Annotated in this window: 13 protein-coding genes and 1 pseudogene; all 14 read left to right on the forward strand. The window is 67.0% G+C overall.

Features of this window, described 5'->3' with window-relative positions; all coding sequences use genetic code 11:
• The coding region (locus FGE21_RS19040; RefSeq protein ID WP_139664988.1) for a phage portal protein at window positions 1–603 on the forward strand (603 nt) is incomplete at its 5' end.
• Window positions 603–1,091, forward strand: a pseudogene (locus FGE21_RS19045) (HK97 family phage prohead protease); the annotation flags it as partial. The gene FGE21_RS19040 and the pseudogene FGE21_RS19045, both read left to right, overlap by 1 nt.
• Before the next feature lie 213 nt (window positions 1,092–1,304).
• Window positions 1,305–2,507, forward strand: a complete 1,203-nt coding sequence (locus FGE21_RS19050; RefSeq protein WP_139664990.1) for a phage major capsid protein — start codon at window positions 1,305–1,307, stop codon at window positions 2,505–2,507.
• A gap of 68 nt (window positions 2,508–2,575) precedes the next feature.
• Window positions 2,576–2,824 (forward strand): hypothetical protein, encoded by a 249-nt coding sequence (locus FGE21_RS19055; RefSeq protein ID WP_139664991.1) that lies wholly within the window; start codon window positions 2,576–2,578, stop codon window positions 2,822–2,824.
• Entirely contained in the window at window positions 2,824–3,444 is a 621-nt protein-coding gene (locus FGE21_RS19060; protein WP_139664992.1) for a phage gp6-like head-tail connector protein, read from the forward strand. The genes FGE21_RS19055 and FGE21_RS19060 overlap by 1 nt, the downstream gene beginning before the upstream one ends.
• A complete protein-coding gene (locus FGE21_RS19065; protein WP_139664993.1) occupies window positions 3,441–3,809 on the forward strand; it encodes a head-tail adaptor protein in 369 nt (122 codons plus the stop codon). The genes FGE21_RS19060 and FGE21_RS19065 overlap by 4 nt, the downstream gene beginning before the upstream one ends.
• Entirely contained in the window at window positions 3,787–4,266 is a 480-nt protein-coding gene (locus FGE21_RS19070) for a hypothetical protein (protein WP_139664994.1), read from the forward strand. Before FGE21_RS19065 ends, FGE21_RS19070 begins: the two co-directional genes overlap by 23 nt.
• On the forward strand, window positions 4,263–4,625 hold the full coding sequence (locus tag FGE21_RS19075) for a DUF3168 domain-containing protein (RefSeq protein ID WP_139664995.1): 363 nt from the start codon (window positions 4,263–4,265) through the stop codon (window positions 4,623–4,625). The genes FGE21_RS19070 and FGE21_RS19075 overlap by 4 nt, the downstream gene beginning before the upstream one ends.
• Before the next feature lie 50 nt (window positions 4,626–4,675).
• Complete coding sequence (locus FGE21_RS19080) at window positions 4,676–5,122, forward strand: hypothetical protein (RefSeq protein WP_139664996.1); 447 nt, start codon at window positions 4,676–4,678, stop codon at window positions 5,120–5,122.
• A complete protein-coding gene (locus FGE21_RS19085) occupies window positions 5,119–5,499 on the forward strand; it encodes a GTA-gp10 family protein (RefSeq protein WP_139664997.1) in 381 nt (126 codons plus the stop codon). The genes FGE21_RS19080 and FGE21_RS19085 overlap by 4 nt, the downstream gene beginning before the upstream one ends.
• 137 nt (window positions 5,500–5,636) lie before the next feature.
• Window positions 5,637–5,816: a hypothetical protein gene (locus FGE21_RS19090; RefSeq protein ID WP_139664998.1), complete on the forward strand. Its 180-nt coding sequence runs from the start codon at window positions 5,637–5,639 to the stop codon at window positions 5,814–5,816.
• Complete coding sequence (locus FGE21_RS19095; RefSeq protein WP_139664999.1) at window positions 5,817–10,646, forward strand: hypothetical protein; 4,830 nt, start codon at window positions 5,817–5,819, stop codon at window positions 10,644–10,646.
• Window positions 10,646–11,551 carry a hypothetical protein gene (locus FGE21_RS19100; RefSeq protein WP_139665000.1) on the forward strand — a complete coding sequence of 302 codons (906 nt, stop codon included), beginning with the start codon at window positions 10,646–10,648 and terminating at the stop codon, window positions 11,549–11,551. The genes FGE21_RS19095 and FGE21_RS19100 overlap by 1 nt, the downstream gene beginning before the upstream one ends.
• Window positions 11,552–11,564: 13 nt before the next feature.
• A partial coding sequence (locus FGE21_RS19105) for a hypothetical protein (RefSeq protein WP_370285828.1) occupies window positions 11,565–12,195 on the forward strand: 631 nt, incomplete at its 3' end.

The raw sequence follows: 12,195 nt of genomic DNA on the forward strand, positions 1-12,195 counted from the left end.
ATGTTCCGCAATGGGCTGCGCCCCTCGGGGCTGATCAAGTTCAAGGAATGGCTGAACGTCGAGGAACGCGCCGCTGCCGAGGCGATCGTGGAGAAATACCTAGGCGCCGTGAACGCGGGCAAGCCCTTCATTGCCGAAGGGGGGCTGGAATATGAACAGATTACAATCTCGCCGGAGGATGCGCAGATGCTGGAGACGCGGCAGTTCTCGGTCGAGGAAATCTGCCGCTTCTTTCAGGTGCCGCCTGCCTTGATCGGCCATGCGGGGGCCTCGACGGCCTGGCCCACCAGCGTGGATCAGCAGGTGCTGATGTTCACCAAATTCTACCTGCGCCGCCGGGTGAAACGGATCGAGCAGGCGGTGGACAAGCAGCTTCTGACGGCGGCGGATCGGGCAGCGGGGATCTCGGGGCGGATCAATATGGACGCCTTGCTGCGCGGGGACAGTGCCAGCCGGGCCAGCTTTTACCAGACCATGGTCCAGATTGGCGGCATGACCATAAACGAGCTGCGCGCCCGCGAGGGCCTGCCGCCTGTGGCGGGCGGCGATGTGGTGCGCGCGCAAATGCAGAACATACCGATTACCGAAACAGGACAGAGCTGATGTGGATGGAGACAAAAGAGATGGCCTTTGACCTCAAGTCGGTGGCGGACAGCGGCGCGATCGAGGGCTATGCCAGCCTGTTTGGCGAGGTGGACAATGGCGGCGATATCGTCGCTCCGGGCGCCTATGGCGCCAGCCTGGCCCGACTGGATGCGCAAGGGCGCAAGGTCAAGATGCTCTGGCAGCATGATCCGGCGGTGCCGATCGGGGTCTGGGATGAGCTGGGCGAGGATGAGCGCGGGCTCTGGGTCAAGGGGCGCATTCTGACAGAGGTGGAGAAGGGCCGCGAGGCGCTGGCGCTGATCGCGGCGGGCTCGATTGACGGGCTGTCGATCGGCTACCGGACGGTCTCGGCGCAAAAGGACGCAAGCGGCAATCGCGTGTTGAAAGAGGTCGACCTGTGGGAGGTGTCCCTGGTGACTTTCCCGATGCTGGTGTCGGCGCGGGTGGCCGCCAAACGCGATGTGCCGGCGGAGATTATTCAAAAGCTGAAGGCCGGGGACCGGCTGACAGAGCGGGAATTCGAGACAGCGGTCAAGGGTCTTGGCCTGTCCAATTCCCAGGCGGAGCGTGCCGCGCGCATCCACCTGAAAGGGCAGGGGGATCCTGCCACAGCGGAGACGGAAGCCAGGGTCTTTATGGCGGCCCTGATGGGCTCGTAACCCACAGCAAACACACATCTTTTAAAAGGAGGGATCCCCATGCCGGGAGAGACCAAATCCGCTGCAGAGCTGGCAGTGGACATGAAAGCCGCGTTCGAACGCAAATTTGACGCGGTGAAAGAGATCGCCGAGACCGCCATTGGCAAGGCCGAGGCGGGCGAGGCGCTGAACCAGGCCATGAAGGAAAAGGCCGATGAGGCGCTTGCCGAGCTTGGCGGCCTCAAGGGCAGCCTGGCCGAGCTGGAGCAAAAGCTTGATCGCAGAGGGGACGAAGGGGCCGAGCAGGCCAGATCCATCGGCGCGCGGTTTACCGAATGCGATGAGTTCAAGAGCTTTCAGGCCAATCCGCGCAAAGGCGACAGCGCGTCACTGGACGTGAAAGCCGATCTCACCACCACCACCGGCGGCGCCGGGGGGCTCGGGGCGGTGGTTCATGCGGCTCATCGCCCTGGCATGATGGCGCTGCCGCAGCGTCGCATGACCGTGCGCGGCCTGCTGATGCCGGGGCAGACGGATGCGGCCATGATCGATTATGACCGCGAGACCGGATTTGCCAATAATGCGGACATGGTGGCCGAGGGCGGGCTGAAGCCTCAGTCTGATTTTAGCGTTGAGGAAGTGCAGACCCGCACCAAGGTGATTGCGCATTGGATGCGCGCGTCCAAACAAACCCTGTCGGATGTGGCGCAGGTGCGCTCGATCATCGACAATCGCCTGCTCTACGGGCTCGCCTTCAAGGAAGAACAGCAGCTTCTCTACGGCGACAATACCGGCGAAAACCTGCATGGGATTGTGCCGCAGGCCACGGCCTTTGCCCAGCCCGCGGGCCTTGCTGAGGGCAGCTCGATCGACAAGGTGCGCTATATGGCGCTGCAGGCGGTGCTGGCGGAATATCCCGCCACCGGCATCGTGATGCACCCCATCGACTGGGCGTGGATCGAGACCCTGAAGGACGGCGAAGGGCGCTATATCATCGGCAATCCGCAGGGCACGCTGGCGCCCACCCTGTGGGGGCTGCCGGTCGTGACCACCCCGGCCATGGTGCAGGACAAGGTGCTGGTGGGGGCGTTTGATATGGGGGCGCAGATCTTTGATCAATGGGCCTCGCGCATCGAGAGCGGCTTTCAGAATGACGACTTTGTGCGCAACAAGGTGACGATCCTCGCCGAAGAGCGTCTGGCGCTGGCGATCTACCGGCCGGAGAGCTTCATCTACGGCGACTTTGGCCGCGTGGCGGACTGATCGCGACATCGCGACCGGAGGGGCGGTGAGGCCGCCTGTCCGGTCTTTCTCACAAATGAGGTGATCTCATGGACTATACTGTGTTGCGCCCGCATCAGGGCGACAAATGGTATGGGCAGGGCGCGCGGCGCAGAGCCCATGCAAGCGATGTGGCGCATCTGGTGACAGCGGGCGTGCTGGCGCCCGCAGCGCCGGACCACAGCGGTGATGCCGCGCCGGACACCAAGGGGGCTGTGCCTCAGAACACGGCGGCGGCTCCTCCTCCCGAAACGGCGACTGCACCTGTGGCTGAAGCTGCGGTGAAAGATCAGACCTGATGGCGGTGCGCGCGATGTGGCTGGAGCGGACCTCGGGCGGGGGCGTGCCGCTGATCTCGCTGGAGGAGGCCAAGGACACACTCCGGATTATCTCGCCTGCCGGTGAAATCCCCGAGCTGGACGCTCAGATCAGCCGCGCCATTGCCGCCGCCTCGACGGTGCTGGATGTGGATGCGGACGGCTTTGGCGGATTGGGCTTTCCGCTCACGTCGCAGACCTGGGTGCGCAAGGGGAGCTGCTTCAGTGACGGCTTCCTGCATCTGCCATTCGCGCGGATCACATCTGTTGACGCCCTGCGCTATCTGGATCCAAGTGGCGCCACAGCCACGGTGCCGGTCGACGGCTATGCTCTGGTGGGGCGGGGACGGTCGCGTCATGTGGCTTTGGTGGGGGGCTATTGCTGGCCCGCTGTGGCGGATCGGCCCGACGCGGTCTCTCTGGAGTTTACGGCCGGGTTTGCCTCGGTCGCGGCGGTGCCTGAGGACATCCGGGCAGCCGTCTGCGAGCTGGTGAAGCTCTACTATGATCACCCCCTGGCGGATGCGGCATTGGGTGTTCCGCGTCAGGTGCAGGAGGGCATTGACCGGCTGACGCATCGCTACCGGGCCTTTGCGATATGAGGCCGGTCACGTCACCGACGCTCGACCGGCTGGTGCAGATCCTCGCGCCGCAGGTGGAGACAAATCCGCTGGGCGAGACCCTGCGCACGGGCTGGGCTGTGCTGACACGGGCCTGGGCCCAAGTGACGCCGGTCTCGGATGGCGAGCGGCTGCGCGCGGCGGCGGTGGAGCAGAAAACCGACGCGCGGTTTGTCCTGCGTGCGCTCAGATATATGGCTCAGGTCGATGGCACCTATGGCCTGCGCTTTGACGGTGCGGACTGGCAGATCACCGGCGTCAAACCCCTTGGCCGGACGTATGTGGAGATCACCGCCTGGCGGCTCAAGGCGCGAGGTCTGCGGGATGGCGGTCAAGATGCGCATTGAAGGCGCGGGCGATATTGAGCGGGCCTTGGCGGAGCTGGCGCGCGGCACGGCGAAGGGGGTGATGCGGCGGGCGATGAAGAAGAGCCTGAAGCCGGTGGCGGATCTGGCGGGCGGTGTGTCCCCGTTCACCATTGCGGTGACCAGCAAGCTGACGGCGCGCCAGCGAAAGGAGGCGCGCGGCGATCGGGGCCGCAGCAAGGTGGTCTTGTATGTGGGGCCGGTGCAGCCGGATGGCGCGGATGCGCCCCATGCCCATCTCTATGAGTTCGGAACCGGGGTGCGGGTGCAGGCCTCGACAGGGCGGTCGACCGGCGCGATGCCCGCACGCCCGTTTCTGCGGCCTGCCTGGGACGCAGGCCAGGCGGTGATGCTGGCCACGCTGCGCCGCGAGGTCTGGGCGGAGATTGAAAAATCCGTGGAGCGCGCCCGGCGCAAGGCGGCGCGGGCCAGCCGATGAGCATGGAACGCGAGGTGAAGGAGCTGCTGCAGGCGCTTGGCGCTCCGGTGGTCTGGGGGGCGTTTGACGCGGATGTGGGCTATCCGCGCATCACGCTGCAGCGGATCTCGACCGTGACCGGCTATTCCCTGCAGGGGCGGGTGAATGTGGAAACGGCGCGGGTGCAGGTCACTATCGCCGCCCGGAGCTACGGGGGGCTGCTGGAGCTGGCGCCGCTGGTCTCCTCGGCCCTGACCGATCTGCGGGGCGGGTCGGTGATCCGCATCAAAGAACTGTCCCGGCGGGATTCCCTGGTGGAGACCGGCGGCGATGTGATCCGGCTGCAAATGCTGGATATGCAGGTGCGCTACCGCGCCTGAACGGGCCGGGTGACCGGCTCTCTTTCCAAACATGATGAAAGGAAAACACCATGGCAGAGAATGTCATTGCAGGCGATCTGGTGGAGATCGAATGGTCCGCCGAGGACGTGGATGAAAGTTTTGCCGCCATTCAGGGCTGCAAGACCGTGGGCATTCCGGAGGAAAACCCGGAATACCGCGACCGGACCTCGCTGGACAGTCCGGGGCGCTCGCGCGAGTGGGGCGTGGGGATGACGGACACCGGCGAAGTGACGCTGAGCTGTTTTTACTCGACCGCCTTGTACAAGCAGGCCGCGGCCTACAAGGCGTCGCGCCAGCCGGTGTACTTTCGTGTCACCCTGCCTGCAGGGCCGGGTCAGGCGACGGGGGATGCCTTCCGGTTCAGGGCCTTCGTCAACCCCTCGATGCCCTCGACGGATGTGGACGGCGACCTGATGACGGATCTCAAACTGCGCCCGACCGGGCTCATTGACTGGACGGAAGGGGCGGCAGCATGATCCCTGCAGCAACTTTGAAGCTGGGCAAGGTGACCCACAAACTGCGGCTGACCACTGCTGCGCTGATGCGGTTTGAGGAGGATAACGAGGGCCAGCCCTTTGATGTGCTGCTGGACCGGCTGATCCAGGGGCAGGGCGGGATCAGGCTTCTGGTCTCGGCGCTGGCGGCGGGGCTGGAGGATGGCCAGGGCGTGTCCAAAGACGAGGCCATGGCTATGGTCGATGCGGCGGGGGGCGCGCGCCGGGTGGTGCCCTTTGTCGCCGAGGCGATCGGCAAGGCCTTTCCGGCGCCGAATACGGGGCAGGGCGCGGATGCAGCCACAAAACCGGGCGCGGATGCAGCGGCGGGAAAGGCGCGCGCTCCGGCGGGGGCGTAGACTGGTCGGCGCTGCTGTCGGCGTGGTGTGAACTGGGCCAGCATCACGCCGATTTCTACGGCGTCACCTTCCGCGAATATGACCTGATCACGCGGGGCCGGAGCCGGGCCAGGGAGGCGGAGCTGGACGCGCGCCGGGTGCTCAATCAGGAGCTGGGGGTGCTGGTCAGCCACGCCTTCCACAGCCCCAAATCCATGCCGGATTTTACCAGGGCAGCAGGCCGCAAGACCTGCCGCGAGGCCGATGCGGCGCAGGATCTCGAAACCCTGCGCGCGGGCCTGATGACCATGCACTTTCACAGCAAAAAGGGGGCATAGATGTCCGCAGTTATTGGCGCGCTGCGCGGCGTGCTCACGATGGAGTCCGCAGCCTTCGAGACGGGGGCAAAACGGGCGCAGGCCACCATGGGCCGGGTGGAGCGGCGGATGCTGGCGCTGGCGGGCAGGATGGAGGGGGCCGGGCGGCGGATGGCGCTCGGCCTCACCCTGCCGATGGCGGGGGCGGCGACGGTCGCGGTGCGATCGAGCCTGCGGATCGTGGATGCCCAGGCCAAGATGGCGCAGTCGCTGGGCACCACGGTCACCTCAATGCAGGTGCTGGAGCGGGCGGCGGATCTGTCGGGCGTGGCCATGGGCGAGGTGCAGCAGGCGACGCTGCAGCTGACCAAACGGCTGAGCCAGGCGGCGGGGGGCACCGGCGCGGCGGCCAAGGCGCTGGAGCGGCTGCATCTGTCGGCGTCCGGGCTGCAGGCGCTGCCTCTGGATCAGCGGCTGCAGCAGGTGCAGAGCGCGCTGGCGCAATATGTGCCGGAGGCGGAGCGGGCGGCGGTGGCCTCGGAGCTGTTTGGCAGCCGGGCGGGGCTGATCTTCACCCGCATTGACGGCGCGGCGCTGCGCATGGCGGCGCAGGATGTGAGCCGCTTTGGCGTGGCGGTCTCCGAGGTGGATGCGGCGCAGATCGAGCTGACCAATGACGCGCTGTCGCGGATGTCTCTGGCGGGGCGGGGTCTGGCCAATCAGGTGACGGTGGCGCTGGCGCCTGCGCTTCAGGGGCTGAGCGACCGGGTTGCGGAAGTGGCGGGCTGGTTCAATGATCTGTCGGAGGGCAGCAAGCGGGTCATCGCCACCAGCGCATTGATCGCGGGCACGCTGGGGCCTGCGGCATTGGCGCTGGGGCTGGTGCTGAAGGTGACGGCGCCGCTGACCCTTGCCATGGGCGGCATGATCTCCACGGTGGCGCTGGCGCCTTTGCGTTTTGCGGCGGCGGCAAAGTCGGCGATCGCGCTGGAGCTGGCGCTTGGGGCGACCTCGACCAGGGCGGCGGTTGCGGGCGTGGCGATGAAAGGCCTGCAGCGCGGTCTGGTTCTGCTGCGGGGTGCGGTGATTGCCACCGGCATCGGGGCGCTGGTGGTGGGGGCTGGCTATCTCGCCATGAAATTCCACGCCCTGGTGGGGGCCACCGGCGGCTGGGGCGCGGCGCTGCAGGCGCTCGGCGATCTGGCGCGCGGGATCTGGGAGGGGATCACCACCGGCGCGCAGGCGATCGAGCCTGCGCTGTCTGCGGTCTGGTCCTCGGTCAAGGCGGGGTTCGTGACGATGATCGCCGGGGTGCAGGAGACCTGGGCCGGGTTCCTGCATCGGATGGCCGAAGGCGCACGGGTGGCGGGGCAGGACGGCCTGGCGCTGTCGCTGCACGGCTCTGCGGTGGAGGCGGCGAGCGCGGTTCATGCCCTGACCCTGCAGGTGGAGGCGCATCAGGCGGCGGCGGAGAATGCGCGCAAGACGGCGGCGGATCTGGCAAAACAGGGCTGGGGCAAGGCCAGCGCGGCGCTGAAGACGCTGACCCTGCAGATGGGATCGGCCAATGCGGAGCTGGATGCGGGCGATGACAGCGCCGATGCTCTGAAGGAGAAACTGGGCGCATTGGGGGAGGTGCTGGATGACGGATCCGGCGGCGGTGTCAGCGGCGGTTTGACCAAAACCACCGATGCGGCGGAGGATCTGCAGCAGGAATTGCGCGGGCCGCTGTCGGCGGCGGTGGATGGCGTCTCGCGGAGCTTTGGCGATTGGGTCTCCGGTGGCTTTCGGGACTTCAGAGCCATGTGGGACGGCATCCGGGAGGCGGCAAAACGCGGGCTTTCCGATCTCATGGCGATGTTTGCGGAAAACCAGATCCGGATCGCCCTGGGGCTGTCGCTCGGGGGCGCGGGCACTGCGGCCAATGCGGCGGGCGGCCTGCTGAGTGGCGGTGACAGCGGCGGGCTTTTGTCCGGTCTGTTGGGGCAGGGGGCAAGTGGTCTCCTGGGCGGCGGTGGCCTGTTGGCCGGGCTTGGTTCCGGGCTGGGCGGGGGCTTTCAGGCCGCGCTCGGGCTTGGCGGCTACGCCAGTGCCGGCATTTTGAACATAGGGGCCAATGCGGCGCTGGCCTCTGCGGCGACGGGGGCGGGCGCGCTTGTGTCCACGATCGGGGCGGCGCTTCCGGTTCTGGGGATCCTCGCGGGCGGTTTTGCCCTCTTCGACAAGGCCTTCGGGCGCAGCTTTGACTTCTCCGCGCTGGAGGGCACGGTGGGGGCAGGCGGCGCGGGTGATTTTGAGGGCTACACCCGCGACCGCTACCGGGGCGGCTGGTTCCGCAGCGACCGCAATGTCTATGGCAGTGTCGACGGCGATCTGGATGCGGCGCTGGACCTGCAGGTCAGCGGCCTCACCTCCGGGCTTTTGTCCATGGCGGAGGCTCTGGGGCTGGGGTCTGACGCGCTGGCGGAGTATGAGGGCTATCATCTCTCGGTGATGACTTCGGGGCGCACGCAGGAGCAGATCCAGGCGGATATCGCCGAACATATGGCGGCGGCCACGGAACAAATGGCCGATCTGATCCTCGGCACTGATGACTTCCTGCGCGCGGGCGAGACCGCCACCGAGACGCTGTCGCGGCTCTCGGGCAGTCTGGTGGCGGTGAATGACGCCATGGATCTGCTGGACCAGAGCGCCTTTGACGTGTCGCTGGCGGGGGCGGATCTGGCCTCGGATCTGGTGGATCAGTTTGGCGGCGCGGAGCAGCTTTCGGCCTCGGTCACCAGCTATTTTACCGGCTTTTATTCGGGGGCCGAACAGAGCGAGGCCGTCCTGCGCCGCCTGCGCGCGGAGTTCGAGGGGCTGGGCCTTGCGATGCCCGCCTCCCGCGATGCTTTCCGCGAGATCGTCGACAGCCTCGATCTGACCAGCGCCAGCGGTCAGGCGCTCTATGCGCAGCTGCTGGGGCTGGCGGGGGCGCTGGATGAGGTGCTGCCCGAGGTCAGCGCCTTCACGGCGGAGCTGGCGGGACTGGCGGAGGAGGTCGGCGGCGAGGTGGGCACCCGGATCGATGCGGCGCGCGATATGGTCTCCGAGGCCCGGGCGGCGGCAGAGGAGTGGCGGCGCACGGCGGCGGGGCTGCGCGGCTTTGTCTCGGATCTGGTCAATACGGATCTGAGCGCGGCCAGCAGCGCGCAGGGCGCAGGCGTGCTGCGGGCGCGGCTCGATGCGGGGTTTGCCGCTGTTCAGGCGGGCGATGCGGCGGCAGCGGCGGCGCTGCCGGATCTGGCGCGCGCCTATCTGCAGAGCGCGCGCGACGGTGCAGGATCAGAACTGGAGTATCGCCGGATCGCAGCCGAGGTACAGGCGCAGATGAGCTTTGCCGCCGGTCTGGCGGATCTGGAATCCGGCAATGATGAGGTGCTGGCGGGACTGTATGAAGCCCAGATCGAGGTGCTGACCTCGCTGGGGAACTTCCTGCAGCTGGAGGGTCTGACCGGCGATCAGGTGGCGGCCTTGAGCGACGGCGTGCAGGCGCTGGCGGCGGATTGGGATGGCACGGTGGCGGCCTTTGAGGCGTCGCTCGCGGCGCTGGAGCAGGCCATCGAGGGGGCCGAGGCCTTCAGCTATGACGATCTGGTGGGGGCGCTGGATGTGGCGGTCAGCCTCGATGATCAGGCGCCTGCCTGGCTGCGCGATCTGGTGGAGCAGGCGGAGACCGGCATCCGCACCACGCTGGATTTTGTCATCCGGCGCGATGACCTGACGCCTGCGGATCGCTGGATTGCCACCCATGCGCTCTCGCAGCATGTGGCGACGCTGGATCTGGTGCTGGGGGCGGATCTGGATGCGGACAGCCGCCAGCTGGCGCTGACCACGGCGGCGGATCTGCGCCGGAGCCTGATGCTGGATCTGGGCCGGGATCTCGATCCCGAGACCCGGGCGCTGGTGCTGACCCGCGCGGCCAATCTGTCGCGGCGGGTGAATGTGGCGCTGACCGGGGCGGGGGCGGAGACCGTGGCGCAGCTGACGGCGCTGGCCGGGCTGATCGGCACAGGTGGTACAGGTCGGCTGAGTTTTGGCGGCGGCGTGGTGCTGGAGGCGGATCAGGTCTTTGCCGATCTCGCCAGCCAGACCGGACGGCTGCGCGAGCCGATGGACCGGCTGCGCGGCATGCTGGGCGAGCTGCGCGATGCGGTCGAGGCGGACCGGCGCGCCCGCGAGGTGCAGGCGCAGGTTGTCGCATTGCAGGCGCAGGGGCAGGGGCTGGCGGCCGGTCTGTCTGATCGCAGTGAGGCGGCGGGGCTTGTGGCGCAGGTCGAGGCGCTGGAGGCGGCGACCGGTGTCAGCCTGACCCGGTCGGGCGGGCAGGATGCGGAGCTGCGGCTCTCGGATGTGTCTGGCCGCATTCTCTATGATGCGGATTACCTGACCTACGGCGCGGGATCCGACCTTGCGGGGTTCCGCGCGGCCTTTCGGGGGGCTGATGGGCTGGAAGCGCAGATCCGGGCCTACAACAGCCGCTATTCCGAGGATGCGGATCAGGTGGAGGCCTTGCGATCGCAGATCCGCAGTCTCGGCGCCATTCCCGCTTTTGCGCGCGGCGGTGCCCACCAGGGCGGTGCGCGGATCGTCGGCGAGCGCGGCTGGGAAGTCGAGACCACCGGCCCCTCGCGCATCCACAGCCACGCGGAGTCGGTGGCGATGCTGGACAACCGACCGCTGGCCAGGGGGCTGGAAGAGCTGACCCGGCATGTGGTGGCGCAGGGGCAGGTGATGCGGATGATCCTCGACCGGATCGCCAATCAGATCGACGATTGGGACGAGGCCGGGATGCCGGGGGAGCGCAGCTGATGGACTTCAATATTGTCGCGCCCATGGCGGTGACCGAGGCGGAGCTGGTGGCCTCCAACATCGCGGAGGAGGACCACCCGGTCTGGGATGCGGGCGCGACCTACGCAAAGGGCGCGCTGGTGATCTCCACCGCAAGCCACCGGATCTATGAGAGCATTGTGGACGGCAATACCGGCGCGGACCCAACCACCGATGATGGAAGCGCCTGGCTGGAGGTCGGGGTCACCAACCGCTGGCGGGCCTTCGATCAGCGCCGCTCAAACGTCGCGCTGCGGGCGGATCTGATCACCTATTCGGTGGTCCCTTCGCAGGATTGCGATGCGATTGCCCTGTTTGGGCTGACGGCGGGCAGCGTGCGGATCGAGGTCTGGGACGGGGCCACATCGATCTATGATGAGACCTTTGTGATGGTCGACAAGGGCAATGTGGTCAGCGCCTATACCTGGTTCTTCGGCGGCGTGATCTATGCGCGCCAGAAGGTTCTGGGGGGCTTTCCCGGCTATATCGGCCACCGGATCGACATCAGCATCGAGGCGCGCGGGGCGGTGGCGCAGGTCGGCCATATCGTTCTGGGGCGCAACCACCTGCTGGGCCGGGTGCTGAACCTGCCGAGGGTCCAGTTCGTCAGCCACAGCCGCAAGGGCTATGACGATTTTGGCAATGAGATCCTGGTCAAGCGCGGCTCCACCCGCAAGGTGGATCTGTCGCTCCTGGTGCCGACCCATCAGGCGCCGCGCATCATGGATATCGTGGCCGAGATCGATGGGCTGGCGACGGCGTTTTATGTCTCCGGCGCGGCGCCGTCCTACGGGCTTGAGGGCCTGGGCTTTGTCGATGACCACAGCCAGCCGATCGATGTGGCGGGCGAGTCCGTCTTTCCGCTGATTATCAAAACCCTGAAATAGGAGAGTGCCCCAAATGAGCATTCCAGGCTTCTCGGCGTTTCCCGAGATCCCGCAGCGCAGCACGCCGGAGGCGGATTTTGACGCCAGGATGTCGGCGCTGTTCCAGCATTTTGCGATCACCCATCGCGCAGAAATGCTGGCCTTCATTGACTTTCTGGAAAACAACTCCACCGTGATTGGCGCGGCGCTGAACGGCACCACCATCGGCCTGAACACGCCGGCGGCCGCCAGGTTCACCACGGTCGAGGCCGGGAGCCTGTCCGGGGAGGCCGTTCAATCCAGCCCTGCGGATGCCTCGGCTGGCAAACTGTTGCAGACTGGGGCGGGCGGTCTTCTTGCGACCAATCCGCCGACCCTTTCGGACCCGGCGCAGCTGGACGTTCCTGCCGGGATTTACAGCATCGCTGCGGCGGATGGCTGGCCTTTCGACGGGACCTTGCTGCAGCTCCGCCGCAACGCAGGCCGGGGGCTGCAGATCGCCGCACGCGGCTCCTCTGCTGCGCCGAACGCATCGAGCGAGGTTCATGTCCGGACCTCGGGCAATGCCTTCGGGGGCTGGGCGCGGCTGATCCATTCTGAACACCTGGTTGGTACGGTCGCACATTCTGCGGGCAAGCCTGTCGGCGCGGTGATCGAGCGCGGCA

Source organism: Phaeobacter sp. B1627 (genome assembly GCF_006265095.1).
Lineage (GTDB): Bacteria > Pseudomonadota > Alphaproteobacteria > Rhodobacterales > Rhodobacteraceae > Epibacterium.

Coding starts and splice junctions, on each gene's coding strand:
- FGE21_RS19100 (WP_139665000.1), top strand. CDS start 10,646: ATGGACTTCAATATTGTCGCGCCCATGGCGGTGACCGAGGCGGAGCTG.
- FGE21_RS19055 (WP_139664991.1), top strand. CDS start 2,576: ATGGACTATACTGTGTTGCGCCCGCATCAGGGCGACAAATGGTATGGG.
- FGE21_RS19050 (WP_139664990.1), top strand. CDS start 1,305: ATGCCGGGAGAGACCAAATCCGCTGCAGAGCTGGCAGTGGACATGAAA.
- FGE21_RS19085 (WP_139664997.1), top strand. CDS start 5,119: ATGATCCCTGCAGCAACTTTGAAGCTGGGCAAGGTGACCCACAAACTG.
- FGE21_RS19095 (WP_139664999.1), top strand. CDS start 5,817: ATGTCCGCAGTTATTGGCGCGCTGCGCGGCGTGCTCACGATGGAGTCC.
- FGE21_RS19080 (WP_139664996.1), top strand. CDS start 4,676: ATGGCAGAGAATGTCATTGCAGGCGATCTGGTGGAGATCGAATGGTCC.
- FGE21_RS19075 (WP_139664995.1), top strand. CDS start 4,263: ATGAGCATGGAACGCGAGGTGAAGGAGCTGCTGCAGGCGCTTGGCGCT.
- FGE21_RS19065 (WP_139664993.1), top strand. CDS start 3,441: ATGAGGCCGGTCACGTCACCGACGCTCGACCGGCTGGTGCAGATCCTC.
- FGE21_RS19070 (WP_139664994.1), top strand. CDS start 3,787: ATGGCGGTCAAGATGCGCATTGAAGGCGCGGGCGATATTGAGCGGGCC.
- FGE21_RS19060 (WP_139664992.1), top strand. CDS start 2,824: ATGGCGGTGCGCGCGATGTGGCTGGAGCGGACCTCGGGCGGGGGCGTG.